The 18,565-nt window shown below is 70.2% G+C and carries 16 protein-coding genes; 5 read left to right on the forward strand and 11 right to left on the reverse strand.

Features of this window, described 5'->3' with window-relative positions:
• Positions 1–22: 22 nt before the first annotated feature.
• Entirely contained in the window at positions 23–658 is a 636-nt protein-coding gene (locus tag ACIO3P_RS19940; protein WP_401852697.1) for a Uma2 family endonuclease, read from the reverse strand.
• 133 nt (positions 659–791) lie between these two features.
• Positions 792–1,634 carry a trans-aconitate 2-methyltransferase gene (locus ACIO3P_RS19945; protein WP_401852698.1) on the reverse strand — a complete coding sequence of 281 codons (843 nt, stop codon included), beginning with the start codon at positions 1,632–1,634 and terminating at the stop codon, positions 792–794.
• Positions 1,635–1,758: 124 nt separating this feature from the next.
• On the opposite strand from ACIO3P_RS19945, the gene ACIO3P_RS19950 reads away from it, so the two are divergent.
• Entirely contained in the window at positions 1,759–2,256 is a 498-nt protein-coding gene (locus ACIO3P_RS19950; protein WP_329823396.1) for a MarR family transcriptional regulator, read from the forward strand.
• 23 nt (positions 2,257–2,279) lie between these two features.
• On the opposite strand, the gene ACIO3P_RS19955 is transcribed toward ACIO3P_RS19950, so the two are convergent.
• From ACIO3P_RS19955 to ACIO3P_RS19990, 8 genes are all read right to left on the reverse strand, one after another.
• Positions 2,280–3,173, reverse strand: a complete 894-nt coding sequence (locus ACIO3P_RS19955; protein ID WP_329823551.1) for a response regulator transcription factor — start codon at positions 3,171–3,173, stop codon at positions 2,280–2,282.
• A 310-nt stretch (positions 3,174–3,483) separates the two neighbouring features.
• Complete coding sequence (galK, locus tag ACIO3P_RS19960; protein ID WP_329823550.1) at positions 3,484–4,641, reverse strand: galactokinase; 1,158 nt, start codon at positions 4,639–4,641, stop codon at positions 3,484–3,486.
• Between the two features lie 76 nt (positions 4,642–4,717).
• On the reverse strand, positions 4,718–5,695 hold the full coding sequence (galE, locus tag ACIO3P_RS19965; RefSeq protein ID WP_401852701.1) for a UDP-glucose 4-epimerase GalE: 978 nt from the start codon (positions 5,693–5,695) through the stop codon (positions 4,718–4,720).
• A complete protein-coding gene (gene galT / locus ACIO3P_RS19970) occupies positions 5,692–6,735 on the reverse strand; it encodes a galactose-1-phosphate uridylyltransferase (RefSeq protein WP_329823394.1) in 1,044 nt (347 codons plus the stop codon). The genes galE and galT overlap by 4 nt, the downstream gene beginning before the upstream one ends.
• A 211-nt stretch (positions 6,736–6,946) precedes the next feature.
• Complete coding sequence (locus ACIO3P_RS19975) at positions 6,947–7,675, reverse strand: LuxR C-terminal-related transcriptional regulator (protein ID WP_329823392.1); 729 nt, start codon at positions 7,673–7,675, stop codon at positions 6,947–6,949.
• 252 nt (positions 7,676–7,927) lie between these two features.
• Entirely contained in the window at positions 7,928–9,802 is a 1,875-nt protein-coding gene (locus tag ACIO3P_RS19980) for a PQQ-binding-like beta-propeller repeat protein (RefSeq protein WP_401852704.1), read from the reverse strand.
• A gap of 81 nt (positions 9,803–9,883) precedes the next feature.
• Positions 9,884–11,788 (reverse strand): PQQ-binding-like beta-propeller repeat protein, encoded by a 1,905-nt coding sequence (locus tag ACIO3P_RS19985; protein ID WP_401852707.1) that lies wholly within the window; start codon positions 11,786–11,788, stop codon positions 9,884–9,886.
• A gap of 251 nt (positions 11,789–12,039) precedes the next feature.
• Entirely contained in the window at positions 12,040–13,854 is a 1,815-nt protein-coding gene (locus tag ACIO3P_RS19990) for an ABC-F family ATP-binding cassette domain-containing protein (protein WP_401852709.1), read from the reverse strand.
• Positions 13,855–14,049: 195 nt separating this feature from the next.
• On the opposite strand from ACIO3P_RS19990, the gene ACIO3P_RS19995 reads away from it, so the two are divergent.
• The 3 genes from ACIO3P_RS19995 to ACIO3P_RS20005 all read left to right on the forward strand — a co-directional run bounded on the left by ACIO3P_RS19995 (position 14,050) and on the right by ACIO3P_RS20005 (position 16,503).
• Positions 14,050–14,349, forward strand: coding sequence for a hypothetical protein (locus ACIO3P_RS19995; protein ID WP_401852710.1), 300 nt, complete (start codon positions 14,050–14,052; stop codon positions 14,347–14,349).
• Positions 14,350–14,359: 10 nt separating this feature from the next.
• Entirely contained in the window at positions 14,360–15,955 is a 1,596-nt protein-coding gene (locus tag ACIO3P_RS20000) for an alpha/beta hydrolase (protein ID WP_401852713.1), read from the forward strand.
• An 83-nt stretch (positions 15,956–16,038) separates the two neighbouring features.
• On the forward strand, positions 16,039–16,503 hold the full coding sequence (locus tag ACIO3P_RS20005; protein ID WP_401852715.1) for a hypothetical protein: 465 nt from the start codon (positions 16,039–16,041) through the stop codon (positions 16,501–16,503).
• A 9-nt stretch (positions 16,504–16,512) separates the two neighbouring features.
• Here the strand turns inward: ACIO3P_RS20005 and ACIO3P_RS20010 are convergent, their stop codons facing one another.
• Entirely contained in the window at positions 16,513–17,157 is a 645-nt protein-coding gene (locus tag ACIO3P_RS20010; protein WP_401852717.1) for a hypothetical protein, read from the reverse strand.
• Positions 17,158–17,765: 608 nt separating this feature from the next.
• Between ACIO3P_RS20010 and ACIO3P_RS20015 the strand changes: the two genes are divergently transcribed.
• Positions 17,766–18,518, forward strand: coding sequence for a thaumatin family protein (locus ACIO3P_RS20015; protein WP_329823386.1), 753 nt, complete (start codon positions 17,766–17,768; stop codon positions 18,516–18,518).
• The last annotated feature ends 47 nt before the right edge of the window (positions 18,519–18,565 follow it).

Here is an 18,565-nt window from a genome sequence, read left to right on the forward strand (position 1 = left end):
GGATCCGGACCCGCGGGGGCCGTTACGCCCGGGTGATCGCCTCGCCGATGGCGAAGCCCTTGACCGGGCCGTCCGGGATGACCGCGTCCGTGCCGTAGGGGACGCGGTGTTCATCGGCGTAGGTGGCCTTCTCGGGGTTGGGCGCCGTCAGGATGACGACCGTTCCCTCGCCGTCGTGATCATCGACGAGCGCATAGAGCGGGAGGCCGGCGCGAGCGTACTCGCGACGCTTGCGAGCCCGGTCGCGGACGGTGCTCCGGTGCCCGGGCGAGACGACCTCGACCACCATGGCGACGCCTGCGGCGTCCACGCCGAGATCCTCCTCGTCGGGGATCTCGTCCAGGTCCAGAGGCGCGACGAGGAGGTGCGGAATCCAGACCTTCCGGCGGTGGATGACGTTGACGTCCTGGTACGGAGCGACGTCACCGCCCGCCAGACGGGCCTCCAGCGCCCGGCGAAGACGGTTGATGAGCACGCCATGACGACGGCGACCGGTCGGCGACACTTCGATGGACCCCTCGATGATCTCGGCGCGGTAGCCCTCGGGGAGTTCCATGCTCTTCCACGTCTGCCACAGGAACTCGTCCAGGTCGGAGACCGGCACGGAAGCCTGCGTGTGGTCCGTCACCGGCGTCACCTCGTGTGCGAGAGCGGTCATCGTGAAGCACCTCCTCCTCAGTGTGGGCGCAGGTACCACCACGGCACAAGCGACACCCGGACGCTACGAGCCCGGCCTTCCCACCGCGCGGGAATCCGTGTCGATCATCAGAAGGAGTGATGTCGGCGGCGGTTCACGCTGCCTTGTGGGCGGCCTTGCGGGCGACCGCGAAGATGCGGCGGAACGGGAAGACCGTGCCGTGGGGGCCCGGGGGGTAGGCGTCCCTGAGGAGGTCCCGGTAGGTGGCGGTGAACTCCTGGGCCGCCGCCGGGTCGTCGGAGAGCGCGGTGAGGACCGGGCGCAGGGCGGTGCCCTTGACCCAGTCGAGGACCGGGTCCTCGCCGGGGAGGAGTTGCAGGTAGGTGGTTTCCCAGACGTCCGTCTCGCAGCCGAGGTCCATGAGGCGCGTGAGGTAGTCCTCGGGGGTGAGGACGCCCACGGCGCGCACGTTCAGGCGGTCCCGCCAGCGTGGGGTGGCGCACAGGTCGGCGAGGAGGGTGTGGCTGGGGGCCGTGAAGTTGCCGGGGACCTGGAAGGCGAAGGTGCCGCCGGGGGCGAGGGCGTCGATCCAGGCGGCGAAGGAGTCGGGGTGGTTCGGGACCCACTGGAGGGCGGCGTTGGAGACGATCAGGCCGTACGGTTCGCCGGGCGTCCAGTGCGCGGCGTCGCCGGGCCGGAAGTCCAGGGTGCCGCCGCCGGGCGTGGGGCCCGTGTACTCGGCGGTCGCGCGGGCCAGCATTTCCGGCGAGTTGTCGAAGCCGGTGATACGGGCGGTGGGCCAGCGGTCGGCGAGGAGCGCGGTGACGTTGCCCGCGCCGCAGCCGAGGTCGGCGATCCGGGGCGCGCCGCCGGGGCCGCCGGGCAGGTCGGGGATGCGGGCCAGCAGGTCCAGGAAGGGGCGGGTGCGGTGGCCCGCGTGCCGGAGGTACTGGGACGGGTCCCAGGTCGGCGTGGTGGACGGGGACGACGACGGCATGGCGGTGTTCCCTCGCTGGTGCGGAAGCGGGCGGGCGGGACCCGATGGGCTCTTTCCAGCCTGCACCGCGAAGTCTCTTGACGTCAAGAGACTTCATGTCGAGGGACCCTCTACACTGATCGACATGGAGGATGAGGTCGACCGACTGGTAGCGGCATGGCGTCGAGAGCGCCCCGACCTCGACGTGGAACCGCTGGAGGTGCTCAGCCGCGTGAGCAGGCTGGCCCGGCACCTCGACCGCGCGCGCCGGATCGCCTTCTCCGAGCACGGCCTGGAGCCGTGGGAGTTCGACGTACTGACCTCGCTGCGCCGCGCCGGCGACCCGTACCAGCTCTCCCCGGGCCAGCTCCTGACCCAGACCCTGGTCACCTCGGGCACCATGACCAACCGGATCGACCGGCTGGCCCAGAAGGGCCTGGTCGAGCGGTTGCCCGACCCCAGCGACCGGCGCGGGGTACTGGTCCGGCTCACACCCGAGGGACGGGACCGCGCGGACCAGTCGCTCGCCGGGCTGCTCGCCCAGGAGCGCGCGATCCTCGCCGAGCTGTCCGGCGCACAACGAGGCGAACTGGCGGGGCTGCTGAGGCAGTTGACGGCGCCGTTCGACAACGTTCCCGGCTAGGTCCGAAGCCGGACCGGAGCGCCTCAGCCCGCCGAGGTGATCTGGCGCGGCACCAGGTCGACCGGTCCGACGCCCGCCCTGCGGGCCAGCGCCACCGCCGCCAGCGTGGAGTGCACGCCCAGCTTCCCCAGGACGTTCTGCATGTGTGTCCGCACGGTGTGCGGGGAGAGGAAGAGGCGTTCCGCGACGGCCTTGCGGCCCAGGCCCGCGACCATGCAGCGCAGTACCTCGCGTTCGCGCGGGGTCAGCGACTCGACCAGGCGTTCGCTCTCCGTACGGTGCTTGCGCGCGGCCGTCAGCTCCCGCAGGACGCCGGTGAGCAGCGCGGGCGGCAGATGCGTCTCGTCGCGCAGGACGCCCCGTACGACGGTGAGCAGGCGCTGGAGCGAGCAGTCCTTCGCGACCCAGCCGGACGCGCCCGCCTGGAGCGCCTGTGCGGCGCGGCGCGGGTCGTCCTTCTCGGCGAGTACGACCGTACGGACGGACGGCTGGCCCGAGCGGACCCCGGCGACCAGCGAGATGCCGTCGACGGGCGCGCTCTCGCCGTGGTCCGGCACGGCGCGTGCGACCGGCGCCGGCAGTGCGGGCACGGCGGGCAGCGGGACAGGGCCGCCGTTCGCGTGACCGTTCGGGTGAGCGGCCGGATGGCCGGTCGGGTGACCGGTCGGGTGACCGGCCGGATGGCCCGTCTGCGCGCCGTTCATGACGACGCCTCCCGCCACCGCGCCGAGGTCGGCGTCGACCAGCATCACATCGAATCTGCGCCCCTCGGCCGCCGCGCGGTCGAGGCAGCGCAGCGCCGCGGGACCGCTGCCGGCCGCCGCGACGTCGACGTCCGGCTCGGCCGCGAGCGCCGCGGCCAGCGACTCCGCGAAAATGCGATGGTCGTCCACCACCAGAACCCGGATACGTACCATGGACACCCCCTCAAGGTGGGGAGCGGACGGTGCGGGCACAACGCCCGGTGTGCGGGTGATACGTCAATGGCACGGCCGCCGCCGCGTGTTGACTGATACCCCGCCCCGAGCGTCGTACCCGCTTGTCTCCACCCCTGAACAGCACCGGCCCCCACCGGTGCATGTGCATCAGCGTACGGGCGTCCGCCGGGAGGGGAAGGAATTTCGCAGAACTCGTTGGCCTGGTTGTTTACGGTGCGCTTGATGTTTCGTATCGAGACAGAAGTCGACAAATATCGACGCCTGTTGTTCGTTCGGCGGACGGAAGACCCTAGAGGCGGTACGCCCCCCGCGAGGGGATCGCCGGGAAGATGCGCGGCGCCGCGTACCCCGCCGCCGCGAACGCCTCCGTGACCGACTTCGCCGTCGCGTCGGCCGTGTCCGCCTCGACCAGGACGATCGCCGAGCCGCCGAAGCCGCCGCCCGTCATCCGGGCGCCGAGCGCGCCGGCCGCCGTGGCCGAGGTGACCACCAGGTCCAGTTCCGCGCAGGAGACCCGCAGGTCGTCGCGGAGCGAGGCGTGCCCCTCGGTGAGGAGCGGGCCGACCGCGCGGACGTCCCCCGCGTCGAGCAGGGCGATGACCCGTTCGACCCGGTGGTTCTCGGTCACGACATGGCGGGTGTAGGCGCGTACGGTCCCGCTCTCGCCCGCCGCCGCCAACCGGTCGAGCGCGGCGGACAGTTCCCCGTACGGGACGTCCCGCAGCGCGGGCACCCCGAGCGCCCGCGCGCCCGCCTCGCACCCGGCGCGCCGCTCGGCGTACGCGCCGTCGCCCAGTTCGTGCTGGACACGGGTGTCCACGACGAGCAGCCGCAGCCCCTGGGCGGCGAGGTCGAAGGGCACCTGGCGCTGGGTCAGGTCGCGGGTGTCCAGGTGGAGGGCGTGGCCCTCGGCGCAGCAGGCCGAGGCCATCTGGTCCATGACGCCGCACGGCACGCCGACGAAGTCGTTCTCGGCGCGCTGTGCGAGGACGGCCAACTCGGTGGCGCTCAGGCCGAGTTCGTACAGGTCGTTGAGTGCGAGCGCGGTGACGACCTCCAGCGCGGCGGAGGAGGAGAGCCCGGCGCCGGTCGGGACGGTCGACGCGAGGTGGATGTCGGCGCCCGCGACGGGGTGGCCCGCCTCGCGCAGCGCCCAGACGACGCCCGCGGGGTAGGCGGCCCAGCCGCTGTCGGAGAGCGGGACGAGCGCGGCGGCGTCGAGTTGGACGATGCCGCCCGGAATGTCGGCGGAGTGCACGCGCAGGACATGGTCCGTACGGCGGGACACGGCGGCGACGGCCCGGTGCGGCAGGGCCAGCGGCATGACGAAGCCGTCGTTGTAATCGGTGTGTTCACCGATCAGGTTGACGCGCCCCGGGGCCGCCCAGACGCCCTCGGGGGCGGTCCCGTACAGCCGCTGGAACTGCTCGGCCACGGCCGCGTCGATGCGCTCACCGACCTCGCCGGTGACGCTGGTGCCGCTCTCGCTCACCCTGGTTCTCCTTCGTTTCTGCGGTCGTGCTCTAGTACTTGGCGCGCGCGAACGCCCACGCGTCCTCGACGATGCCCGTCAGGTCGGCGCGGCTCGGGGTCCAGCCCAGGCGGCGGTGCGCGGTCTCGGCGGAGGCGACGAGGACGGCGGGGTCGCCGTCCCGGCGCGCGGCCATGACCTCGGGGATCGGGTGGCCGGTGACCTTGCGTACGGTCTCGATGACCTCGCGGACCGAGAAGCCGTTGCCGTTGCCGAGGTTGCAGATCAGGTGCTCGCCCCCGGTGGCGGCGTCCAGCGCGCGCAGGTGCGCCTCGGCGAGGTCCGCGACGTGGATGTAGTCGCGGACGCAGGTGCCGTCCGGCGTCGGGTAGTCGTCGCCGTAGACGGAGATCGACTGGCGGGTGCCGAGGGCGACCTGGAGGACGAGCGGGATGAGGTGCGACTCGGGGTCGTGGCGCTCGCCGGCGGTCGCGCCGGAGCGCGCGGCGTACGCGCCCGCGACGTTGAAGTAGCGCAGGGAGACGGCCGCGAGGCCGTGCGCGGCGCACTCGCCGCCGATCATGTGGTCGACGGCCAGCTTCGTGGCGCCGTACGGGCTGGTGGGGGCGGTCGGGTCGGTCTCCGTGATGGGTGAGGAGACGGGCTCGCCGTATGTCGCGGCGGTGGACGAGAAGACCAGCTTGCGCACGCCCGCGGAGCGCATCGCGGCGAGCAGCGCCATGGAGCCGCCGACGTTGTTGTCCCAGTACTTCTCGGGCTTGGCGACGGACTCGCCCACCTGCGAGGACGCGGCGAAGTGCAGCACGGCGTCGTAGGAGGGGTCGAGCCATTTGGCGGCGTCCTGGATACGGCCCTCGACGAACTCGGCGCCCTCGGGGACCCCGGCGCGGAAGCCGGTGGAGAGGTCGTCGAGCACGGTCACCGCGTGCCCCGCCTCCAGCAGATGGGCGGCGACCACGCTGCCGACATATCCCGCACCACCAGTGACCAGGTACTTCTTCGCGCTCACTCGCTCGCTACCTCTCGCAGTCGCTCGGCCGCGGCCTCCGGCGGCACATCGTTGATGAACACACTCATGCCGGATTCGGAACCCGCGAGGAATTTCAGCTTGCCGGAAGTGCGGCGGATGGTGAAAAGCTCAAGGTGGAGCGCGAAATCGTCCCGTCCGGCGGCCCGGAAGGGGGCCTGGTGCCAGGCGGCGATGTACGGCGTGGGCGGTTCACCTTCGCCGAATATCCGGTCGAAGCGCCTCAAGAGTTCCAGATACATCTGTGGAAACTCTGTGCGCGCCGCGTCGTCGAGCGCCCGCAGGTCGGGGACGCGCCGCTTGGGGTAGAGGTGGACCTCGTACGGCCAGTGCGCGGCGTACGGCACGAACGCGACCCAGTGCTCACCGTCGAGCACGATCCGGGCCCCGTCCGAGACCTCCTTCTCCACGAGGTCGTCGAAGAGGTTACGGCCGGTCGCCTCCCGGTGCGCGGCCACGGAGCGGAGCATCAGCGCGGAGCGCGGGGTGACGAAGGGGTACGCGTAGATCTGCCCGTGCGGATGGGCGAGCGTCACGCCGATCTCGGCACCGCGGTTCTCGAACGCGAAGACCTGCTCGACCTGCGGGAGTTCGGCCAGCTCGGCGGTGCGGTCGGTCCAGGCTTCGAGGACGAGGGCGGCCTGTTCGTCGGTGAGGTCGGCGAAGGAGGCGTCGTGGTCGGAGGTGAAGCAGACGACCTCGCACCGCCCGGAGTCCCCGGCGAGGGAGGGGAAGCGGTTCTCGAAGACGGCGACGTCGTACTCCGGCTCGGGGATCTCACTGAGCCGGCCGTCCCGGGAGGGGCAGAGGGGGCACTCGTCGGCGGGCGGGTGGTACGTACGGCCCTGCCGGTGCGAGGCGATGGCGACGGCGTCGCCGAGGAGGGGGTCGTGGCGCACCTCGGAGGTGGTGGCGACGGGGCCGAGCGGACGACGGTCGGGGGCGTCGCGTACGGCGTCGTCCCGGGAGTCGTAATAGACGATCTCGCGCCCGTCGGCGAGTCGGGTCGACGTCTTCTTCACTACGGACTCCCTCGCACTCCAATCAAACAAAAGCAAACACAATAAATCATCAATCGACAGTAGAGGTCAAGGGAGGGAGAAGACGGGCGAGGCGGCGCGTACACGAGGGCGGCAGGCGGCGCGTACACGCACCGCCTGCCGCCCTCGTGAAAGACAACGAACAGCCACCTTCGGCCGCACGCCGCCTTCGGCCGCACGTCGGACCGGGTCCCTACCCGGCCGGGTCCGCCCCCGTCGCCCCCGGCCCCGTCGCCCCCGGCCCCGAGCGCGTCGTCAGGACGGCCGCGCGGTCCAGGAGGCCCGTGCGGGCCGCCAGGGCCGCGGCCTCCAGGCGGGAGCCGACGCCCAGTTTCATCAGGACCCGCTGCACATGCGTCCTGGCCGTGCTCGGCGCTATGCCCATGCCCGCCGCGATCAGCCGCGTGTCCTCGCCCTCCGCGACCCGTACGAGCACCTCGATCTCGCGCGGTGTGAGCATCCGCAGCAGCCGCTGGCCCTCGTCGTCCGGCTGCGCCGCCGGGTTGAGCAGTTCCGTGAACGCGCCCTGGAGGAGCTGCGGCGCGACCGCCGCCTCGCCCGCCCGCGCCTTGACCATGGCCCGTTCGACGCCCTCGATGCGCTCGTCGTGCCGTACGTAGCCGGACGCGCCGGCCGCGAACGCCGCCGCGATGCCGCGCGGGCTGGGCACCGGGCCCAGCACCACGACCGCCACCTGCGGGCGGTCCCGTTTGATCCGGACGATCGGGTCGAACGCGCCCGGTTCCGCCGGTGCCGCCGTACCCAGCAGGCACACCTCCGGCGCCCTGCTCACCACCAGCTCCGCGACGCCCGCCGTCGGCGCCGCCGCCGCGAGCACCCGGTGCCCGCGCAGCTTCAGCGCGGAGGCGAGCGCCTCGGCAAGCAATCTGTGATCGTCGACCACCATGAGCCGCACGCCCATCGAGCAACCCCCATCCCCCGCTGGTCCTGACCCCCCGGCCTCTTGCCCCGGCAAGCTACACGCTTGTTCGACATCGCGCGCCCCTTACCGGTCAGAAGCCCCCCGGATCAGCGAAATTCGTCCTGTTCAGGGCAAGTTGACCTCACATTCAGCCGCTCCGGGAACGCGAAGGGATCACTCCCTGATCACGCGTGAGCGGCCCCGCCGTTCACCCGGCGGGGCCGCTCAGCATGTCGTACGAATCGGCGTGGGTCAGCGTGCCGCGAACATCACCGCGAGGTATTCCTTCCGGCTGCTCGTCGTGGACGGCTCGCTCAGCATGGTGTCGGAGATGAACAGCCGGCCGTCGCTGTACAGGAGTTCCGAGTAGTCCTCGCTGAAGTTGGACTCCACGTCGTCGACCGCCTCGTCGGACGGGTTGCGCATCAGCACCGTCTGCTTGAACGTGCTGCCGTCGACGGAGACGATCTGGCCGCCCTCGCCGTACGGGGGCCGCTTGTAGGCGATGATGTTGCCGCCGTCCATGCGCAGCGGGGAGATCGTGTACGTGCCGCCCGCGTCGGCCCGGTCCGAGGTGGTCTTACCGGTGGCGAGGTCGTACGAGATGATCTCGTTCGTCTCGCCGTAGTCCTCGCCGTCCGCGTCGTGCTCCGCGGTCGGCAGGTAGAGCCGGTCGTTGCCGACCGTCAGGTGCAGGCACTTCTCGACCTCGGTGGCGCCGCACTCCGCCGCCATGTTCCCGGCCGGGAACTTGGCGCGCAGCTTGCCGGTCTTCTCGTCGATCGAGAAGAAGTCCGAAATGCTGCTGCCGCCGGTCGCGGTCTCCCCGACGTCTGCCGCGACGACGAGCGGCTTGGTGGAGATGATGCCCGCGTACTTGACCCCGACCGGCATCTTGAACGTCGAGAGCACGGCGCCGGTGACCGGGTTCACGTTCTGGATCGAGACCTGCGGGTCGTCGTACGAGCCGCACTTGCGGGCCGCGACCAGCCCCTCGCCGCCGCCGTACCCCATGTCGTAACAGCCCTCGGCGCTGACCTCGGGCTTCCAGCGGATCGTGCCGTCGGCGATGTCGAAGGCCGCGCCGCCGTCCGTACCGCCCGCGGCGACCGTCGAGCCGCTGAGCGTGACCTCGTCGAAACTCGACTTGCTGTCACCGGAGTTGGAGCCCGTGACGGACTTGCTCCAGAGCAGTTTGCCGGCCGTCAGATCGATCGCGCCGATCTCCGTGCACTGCTGGTAGTCCTTGGAGTTGGCGCGCTTGGCGGGCTCGAACGCGATCGCGGCCCGGTTGTCCTTGGTGGCGTGCTTCGACGCCGCGCAGACCTGGCCGGGCAGCGGGATCGTCCAGAGCTGGGTGCCCTTGTCCCGGTCGTACGCGACGATCTGGTTGACGCCCGTCTTCACGTAGGCGGTGCTGGTGAGCCAGGAGCCGCTGACGTCGGTGATGCCGACGACCTTGGGCACCGGGACCTGGTAGCCGAGCGTGGCCTTGGGGTCGGACGGCGCCTTCTCCGTGCCGCCGCCCCCGAGGTTCTCGCTGCCGCCCGTGGAGCCCTCGGTGGAGCCGGACGAGCCGCCCTTGGCGTCGTTGTTCGTGTCACCGTCGCCGGAGGACGCGAACCAGACACCGCCGCCGACGATCAGCACCACGGCGACGGCCGCGGCGATGATGATCTGCATCTGGCGGTTCGGCTTCCTGCCGCCGCCGGGGCCGGGGGTCCCGCCGGGGCCGGCCGGGGTCCCGTACGGGGGCTGCTGCGCGTACGGACCCTGCTGCTGGTACGGGCCCTGCGGCTGGGTGGGCGGTGCGGGATACCCGTATCCGGGCGGCCCGGGCTGGGTGGGCTGCTGACCCGGCTGGCCGGGCTGCCCCGGGTACCCGTACCCCTGCGGATATCCGTACCCCGGGTTCTGCGGGGGCGGCGTGGGCGCGCCGAAACCACCGGGCGGCGGGTCCTGCGGGGCGCCGAAACCACCGGCCGGGGGCTCCTGCGGGGCGCCGAACCCGCCCTGCGGGGGCTGGCCCGGCGGCGGCGGGGGCGGCTGGTTGGGCGGCTGGTTGGGCGGCTGGTTGGGCGGCTGGTTGGGCGGCTGGTTGGGCGGCGGCGGAGGTGGCTGCGTCATGGCGTACGTACCTCGGGGCAGTCAGGAGGAAGGGGAGAAGAACGAGGAGCGAGGGACGGGGAACGGAGCGCGGGACGGTGGTCAGTCACCGAAGGCCATCATGGTCTTCGTCTGCAGTTCCTCTTCGTCGCTGCTCGCGCTGACCCGGCCGCTGGCCAGGTAGAACCGGCCGTCCGCGTAGAGGTACTTCGCCGAGTAGAAGGAGCTCTCGATCTCGGACGTCGAGGTCGGGTGCTGCTGGATCGTCTTCGGGGCGCCGCCGGTCGGCGCGATCGTCGCGACCGTACCGCCCTTGTCGTACGAGGCGTCCATGTAGACGAGGACCTTGCCGCCCTCCATGCGCAGCGGCGTCATCGTGCGGCCCTCGGGCGCCTTGGAGCGCCACTTGGGCTTTCCGGTGTCCAGGCTGAAGGCGACGACCTCGTTGGTGCGCGAGGTGGAGCCCGAGTCGGGCGCGGTCGCGATGTAGAAGTTGCTCGCGTCGGCGGCGACGCCGACGCAGCCCTCCAGGTGCTGGCCGAAGACGATGAAGCCACCGCCGCAGTCCGGCTGGAACTTGTCCTTGCCGCCGGCGAGCTGCGAGCGCAGGGTGCCGTTCGGGGTGAGCCCGAGGATGCTCCAGGTCTTCTCGTCGCTGTTCTCCACCGAGATGACCAGCGGGTCGAGGGAGTAGACTTTCTGGAGGTCCCAGCCCTTCTTGAGCTGGTACGACCACTTGGCCTTGCCGGTGGTCGGGTCCAGCTCCGAGACCCGCTTGTCCTCCAGACCGCAGTCCATGCCGGCTATCAGCTTGGCGCCGCCCGCGAACGACTCGGGCTGGCAGTCGCCGTCCTGCTTGCCGAAGAGCTCCTCGCCGTCGCTGACGCGGTAGCCGTCGGAGTTGCTGGAGCGGCCGACGGCGAGGGTGTCCCCGCTGATGGCCAGGGTCAGTTCACTGACGAAGTCCCAGTTGCCGTGCTTGGTGACCGCCTTCTTCCAGCCGGCCTTGCCGGTGGTGAGGTCGATCATCTGGAGCTGTGTGCACTTCGCGCTGTCGGTGTTGTCGTCCTTGAACGCGATGACGATCTTGCCGTCGGTGGTGGGCGCGTTGGGCGCGGCGCACACGGGCGCGGCCGTCGGGACCGTCCACTTCTTCTTGCCGTCGCTCGCCGAGTAGCCGACGACGCCCTTGTACATGGCCTTGACGACCGTGTCGCCGACGAGCCACGGGCCGTACACGTCGGCGCCGCCCCGGGGCAGGTCCACGTCGTTGGTCTGGAGCCAGGTGACCTTGGACTCGCCGTCCTTGCGCCCGGCGTTGAGGTCGTCCTCCGCCTCCCGGCCGCTGCCGCTGCCGTCGCCCTGGTCGACGTCGTCGTCGGACGACGTGGTCGGCTCGGCGCTGTCGCTCCCGCCCGCGACCGGCTTCTTGCTCTGGCCGCCGCCGTCACCGCTGAGGGCGAACCACGTACCGCCGCCGATGACCAGCAGCCCGGCGACGGCCGCCGCGACGATGACACCGGGCTTGCCCCTGAGGAAGTTCTTGCCGCCGGGGCCGCCAGGTCCGCCGGGACCGCTGCCGAGGGGCGCGGTGGGCGGGCCGGGATAGCCGTATCCGGGCTGTTGGTTGTACGGACCGGGCTGCTGACCGTACGGACCCGGCTGCTGGTTGTACGGTCCGGGCGCCTGGCCGTAGGGGCCCGGCTGCTGCTGGTACGGGCCGGGCTGCTGGCCGTACGGACCCGCCGCCTGCGGGTATCCGTACCCGGGCTGCGGGGCGGGCGCCTGCGGCGGCTGGGCCGGCGGCGCCGGCGGCTGCGCGGGTGCCTGCGGCGGCTGGGCGGGCGGCACCGGCGGCTGGGCGGGCGGCTGCGCGCCCCCGTACGGCGCGTTCTGCGGCGGCCCCGGAGGCGGCCCCGGAGGCGGACTCTGCGGCGGAACCTGAGGCGAATCCTGTGGAGCGCCGAAGCCCCCCTGCGGCGGCTGCTGGCTGGGTGGCTGGGTCATCAGCGCTTTCCCCCTGTTGCTGCGGAGCACGGCCCGGTCGGACTCCCCCGCGATCCCGGCGGCCGAACGGAGCGGTCGGCCGGAATGGAGCGATTCGGGCGTGGATTCCGCATCGTCACATCAGTCGAGCGGGGCTTCTTTGTATCACTCGGACCGCTGTACGGGACGGGCCGGTCCGCCCCTGTTCCCAAGGGAGGACCGGCCCGTGACGCGCTTGTTATGCGCTCTGCACACCGTCTCTACGCTTCCTCCTACGCGTCCTCCGCCAGCTCCAGCCAGCGCATTTCCAACTCGTCGCGCTCGGCCTTGAGTTCACGGAGCTGTGCGTCCAGTTTCGCCACTTTCCCGAAGTCTGTGGCGTTATCGGCGATCTGCTGATGGAGGGTCTTCTCCTGGCCGTCCATCTTGGCGACCTGCCGCTCGATCTTCTGGAGCTCCTTCTTCGCGGCGCGGTTGTCCTTGGCCGAAACCGCTCCCCCGTCGGCCGGCCCGGCCGACGCGGCGGACGAGGACGCCGGGACCGCGGTCTCGACGAGCCTGCGGCGGCGCTCCAGGTACTCGTCGATCCCGCGCGGCAGCATCCGCAGGGCGCGGTCCCCGAGGAGGGCCATCACCTTGTCGGTGGTCCGCTCGATGAAGAACCGGTCGTGGGAGATGACGACCATGGAGCCCGGCCAGCCGTCGAGCAGGTCCTCCAACTGGTTGAGCGTCTCGATGTCGAGGTCGTTGGTGGGCTCGTCGAGGAAGAGGACGTTCGGCTCGTCCATCAGCAGCCGCAGCAACTGGAGCCTGCGCCGCTCGCCGCCGGAGAGGTCACCGACCGGCGTCCACTGCTTCTCCTTCGTGAAGCCGAACTGCTCGCAGAGCTGCCCGGCGGTCATCTCGCGGCCCTTGCCGAGGTCGACCCGGTCCCGTACCTGCTGGACCGCTTCGAGCACCCGCAGCGTCGGCTTCAGCTCGGTGACCTCCTGGGAGAGGTACGCCAGCTTCACCGTCCTGCCGACGACGACCTTCCCCGCCTCGGGCTGTACGTCGCCCTGGCTGCGCGCGGCCTCGGCGAGGGCGCGCAGCAGGGAGGTCTTGCCCGCGCCGTTCACCCCGACCAGGCCGATCCGGTCGCCGGGGCCGAGCTGCCAGGTGAGGTGGGTGAGCAGCACCTTCGGGCCGGCCTGGACGGTGACGTCCTCCAGGTCGAAGACGGTCTTGCCGAGCCGGGCGTTGGCGAACTTCATCAGCTCGGAGGTGTCGCGGGGCGGCGGCACGTCGGCGATCAGCTCGTTGGCCGCCTCGACGCGGAAGCGCGGCTTGGACGTACGGGCGGGGGCGCCGCGGCGCAGCCAGGCCAGCTCCTTGCGGACCAGGTTCTTCCGCTTGACCTCCTCGGTCGCCGCGATGCGCTCGCGCTCGGCGCGGGCGAAGACGTAGTCGGAGTAGCCGCCCTCGTACTCGTGCACCGTCCCGCCCTGGACGTCCCACATCCGGGTGCAGACCTGGTCGAGGAACCACCGGTCGTGGGTGACGCAGACGAGCGCGGAGCGGCGGGCGCGCAGGTGCTCGGCGAGCCAGGCGATGCCCTCGACGTCGAGGTGGTTGGTGGGCTCGTCGAGAACGATCAGCTCCGGCTCGCCGATCAGCAGCTTGGCGAGTGCGATCCGCCGCCGCTCACCACCGGAGAGCGGTGCGATGACGGTGTCGAGCCCCTGCGGGAACCCGGGCAGGTCGAGCCCGCCGAAGAGCCCGGTGAGCACATCGCGGATCTTGGCGTTCCCGGCCCACTCGTGGTCGGCGAGATCGCCGATGACCTCGTGCCGGACGGTGGCGGTGGGGTCGAGCGAGTCGTGCTGGGTCAGCACCCCGAGCCGCAGCCCGCCGCTGTGCGTGACGCGCCCGGTGTCGGCCTCCTCCAGCTTGGCGAGCATCCGGATGAGGGTGGTCTTGCCGTCGCCGTTACGCCCGACGACGCCGATCCGGTCCCCCTCGGAGACGCCGAGGGACACACCGTCGAGCAGCGCACGGGTGCCGTACACCTTGGTGACTGCCTCGACATTGACCAGATTGACGGCCATCAACGCTCCTGTACGGGGGAAACTCGACCGGTGGGCCGACCGACGTCCCAGCGTAGTCGCCCGGCCCGGGGCGTCGGTCTGCGGTGGTTTATGGCTGCCGCTCCCGTTTCCGGCCGCTCTTTACTCAAGGGAACGCTCTCGCGAATATGATCGTGCGCACCGCGAAGCCGCGGTACGGCGTCGAGGGGGGAACGCGTGGCTTATGACCTCAACATTTCCGCAGGCGAGCTGAGAGCCTCGGCCGGGGCGGCGGACAGTCTGGTAACGGATCTGCGCCCACTCCTGAAGAAGGCGGTGGACGACTTGGCCACCGCTTCGGCTTCCTTCCGCGGCTGGACCGCCGGTCCCCGGATGGAGGAGACCAGCAAAGGCTGGGGCAGTGCACTCGGCACGCTGCGCGACGATCTCTCGCAGCACGCGCAGGGGCTGCGCATGCTCGCGAATGGCCGCGACATCATGGAACAGGAAGTTCTCAGCTCCTTCAGGGGCTGGTGAGTCGGACGCGATGACGGAGAGCTTCACGCGCCTGTTCAAGCAGGACTTCTCGGATCTGGAAGCAGCCGTCTCTTCCTGGAAGAAACTCGCCGAGGCGCTGGGAAAGACCGGGACCGACAGCGGGAAGCGGGTGACCGGCCCGCTCCACAAGGCAGGGTGGACAGGCCTCAGCGCCACCCATGGCTTCGAGGCGATGGAGGCCACCGAGAGCAGGCTGGGCACGGCGCAAATCGACGCCCAGCTGATCACCACCGTTCTGGACACCTTCGAGACCAAAATGGAAGCGGCCCAGCGCAGGCTGCGCAACGCGGTGGCCGACGCCGAGGCAGCGGGGCACACGGTCCGGGCCGACGGCTGGGTGGAGCCGAAACAGGCCCTCGACCCCACGTACCGCAACGACCCGGACTACGAAGGCCTTCAGCAGGAGGCCAACGCCGGGCTCGGCGGCTTCCGCGCCCGTATCGACGAGGCCCTCAACGACGCCGAGACCGCCAGCTACGAGGCGGCCGAACTCCTGCACCAGATCGACCCGTTCGACCTGGACAAGCGGTACGGCAGCGCGAACGCCCAGGAGGACGCCGCCCAGGTCGCCGAGTTCGCCGGGATCAACCAGAAGGACATCCCGGACGGGAAAAACCCGAAACAGGCGGCGGCCTGGTGGGCCGACCTGGACGAGGACGACCAGCGCTTCTACCTGGCCGCGTTCCCGGACCAGCTCGGCCCGCTGGACGGCCTGCCCGCGACCACCCGGGACCAGGCCAACCGGACGGTGCTGGACGTGAAGCTGAACGACTACGCGCTGCGGGAGGGAGGGCTGGGATACCACGACCGGAGTAACTACCGGTCCCTGAGCGCCCTCAAGGACCGCCTGGAAATAGCAGATGTCGGCCCTGCCCACAAGCAGCAGTATCTGCTCGGCCTGAGCACGAAGGGGGACGGGCGTGCGATCGTGGCGATCGGTAACCCGGACACGGCCAAGCACACGGCGGTGCAGGTACCGGGCACGGACAATCAGTTGGACAACTTTGACGGCCAGATCAGCCGGGCCAATAAGTTGCAGGATGCGGCTGGTGACTGGAGCGCGGGAACGGGCAAAGACGTCTCGGTCATTGCCTGGCTGGGCTACGACGCTCCGGAGTTGAACAACAGCGTCATCACCGACGGACGAGCACTGGACGGGGCCGAAGACCTGCGCGGCTTCACACACGGTCTCCGCGCCGCTCATGAAGGTGAACGCACCCATCTGACCGTTCTCGCGCACAGTTACGGCTCCACAATCGCAGGGGCCGCAAACGCCGGGGGCCAAGGACTGGACGCGGACGACATGGTGGTGCTCGGCAGTCCCGGGCTGACCGTCGACCGGGCCGATCAGCTCAAGATCGACCCCGAGCACCTTTGGGTGGGCGCCGCCGGCAATGACCCGATCTCCAACGTGGCCTCAGACCTCACGTTGGGTGCCGACCCAAAGAAGTCGGAGTTCGGCGCCCAAAGAATGTACGTGGACACCAGCGGGCACAGCGGCTACTGGGACGACGGCAGCCAGAGCCTGGAGAACCAGGGACGCATCATCGCCGGTAAGACCCCGAAAGACGGAGGACCGGGCTGATGGCCCTCAAGCACCCTCATTCCTCATCCGTAATGCGTCGGGGCGCCACGGCCCTGGCTCTCGCCCTGCTCCTGGGAGGCTGCATGTCCGACGGCGCGATCAACGATCCTCTGCCCCGCATGAGCAGGGAGAAAGCCGAGGAATGGGCCATGCACTGGACCGGATCCATGGCCCGCACCGCCAACGCGGAGATCCAGCCCGAGACTGATCCTGAGCTGCCCGCAGCGAAATTCACTGACTGCGTCGGCAAGAACAACGAGGTCGTTGACGACGGCCGGTTCACCCTGCGCTACAGCGTGCGCGCCAAGCTGCCCAAGGCACAACACCCGGAGGCCATCCGCGCGATCAGAGACACGCTCAAGGAAAAGGGCTTCGAGATCCAGGGCTACCGATCGGACCCCACCAAGGACCCCGCCAATCTGGTGGATGCTACCCACCCGAAGGACCACCAGTTCGTCTCGGCGGGCGACGTAACCGACGAACTCCTCACACTGATCGTCGTCACCCCCTGTCTCCTGCCGCCCGGTGCCGAGCAGAAGCAGTTCTGATCAGGGGCCCTACGCGAACCAGGGCGGCAGTGGCGCGCCGGACCGGCTGCCACCGGTGGTGGGCCTGGTCGACGGGTGCCTGCTGCCACCCGGTCCGACCGGGGCCCGCGTCATCTCAATACCACCGCAAGGAGGCGGTCGGGGCTCACACTTGTCGGAATCCGCACGCAGAAAGTCCTCACGGTCCACCGTCTTGTTCCCGCCCCCGTCCTCCGCGATCAACACCTGCTCATCCTTGAGACCATCAAGATCAGCAAGCGTGAAATCAACCATGTCGTCGAGACCCCGGTTGCCCATCGAGCCACGAACCGAGGCGCTGTACGGCACTCCACCGCGCAGCTCGGTGAGAAGGTTCCCACTGGCGCTCCTCCACCCCTTGGGCAGAGGCCCGAAGACCCGCATGCTGCCGACAGACTCGGTCCAGCTCGTATTACTCACCATCCAGTTCACCAACGTGTCGCCGGGGACATCGGCCAGCACGGAGAAGTTCTGCGCCAAATAGCCAGGACAGGAAGCCAACAGCAACCGGACCCCACCACCCTCCGCCCGCTCCACGGCAAGGATCCCCTTCGGCGCAGGACTACACCCCGCGCCAAAGACGGCAAGGGCAAATAGCACCACCGCCGTGGCGGTCGTTCTCGTCCGTCGCGTCATCACCCCCACGTTCACAAGTCGCACACAGGATTCCCATCACCCTGTGTCCATGTCCATCATTATTCCAGTAACGGAAATGACTGATATGTGTCATGGGGCAACGCTCCGCAACGACCTCCGCCGAGCCCGCACAGAACGACATCGAGGAGCGCGGCGACGCGGAACGCCGACACGAGCTTGTCTTTACCTTGCCTTCGGGCCACTCGGCTGGAGCGACGTTCATCCGCGAGTGGCAGACGGTGCCGGCCCCCGGACTCCTGGACACGTCGGCGTACGCCGGGCAGACATCCACGCACGGCCCCAACCACTTCCCGCCCGATGCGATGACCCCGGGAGCCCTCGGCGCGGGCGAGCCGCGGCGAGGCTCCTCGCACAACTGCTTTCGGCCACCCCGGATGCGCCGGGGCGGGTGTCCGGGCCGAACAACCCATGGCAAGGGGCGACCCGACGTCCCGCAGGCTCGAACTGGTCTCAAAAGCGCCTGGCGCGAGGGTCCTGGTACAGACCATTCTGGCCACAGCTACCCATCGTTCAAATTTGACATGAACATGATCATACTCCCTGGCTCTCGAAAGGCGACAGATGTGAACCTCCGTACCTATTTCCGCGTGAACGTCCGCTCCGCACTGTCAGCCGTCCTCCTGGCCTTCACCTGCGTCCTGGCCGGGGCCTCCGGGCCCGGGGCGCAGGCGGCGGTCGCCGCCGAGCACACCGTTACGTTCGTGAACAACACCGGCGAACGCATATGGATCGGCGAAGGGCACAACGCCGACGGCTCGGCCGCCCTCACCGGGCTGCCGACGCTCAACAACGGACAGTCGGCCACCATCACCATCCCGGAGAACTCCGGCGCCCGTCACTGGCGGGGCAAGTTCTTCGCGCGGCAGGGCTGCAGCGGCACCGCGGGCAGTACGTTCCGCTGCAAGGTCGGTGACTGCGGGCCGCACGTCGACCGCTGTTCCCTCGGTGAACAGCCCACCAGCCTCGCGGAGTTCAACTTCGACCCGGCGGACGGCCTGGCGCCCTGGTACAACGTCAGCTACGTCAACGCGGTCTCGTTCCCGGTGACCATCACCCCCGTCGGGGTGGCGCCTCCGTCGGACGGCGGCGAGTGTGCCCAGATGGGCTGTCCGGAGGACCTGCTGCGGTACTGCCCGCCCCAGAACCTGACCACCGACCCGGCCACGGGCGCCCCGCTGGTCTGCACGAACCCCAACCGTGACGCCCAGACCAGCTACAGCGCGGCGATCAACGCCCACTGCCCCAAGGCCTACGCGTGGTCCAAGCAGGACACCATCCCGGGCAACTCGGTGGTGCGCCAGTGCCGGGCCTGCACCGGCTTCACGGTCACCTTCCACTGACTCCCGCGCCCAACGGACCGGGCCGATCTCCCCGATCCCCCACACCG

Source organism: Streptomyces sp. NPDC087310, assembly GCF_044744405.1.
Lineage (GTDB): Bacteria > Actinomycetota > Actinomycetes > Streptomycetales > Streptomycetaceae > Streptomyces.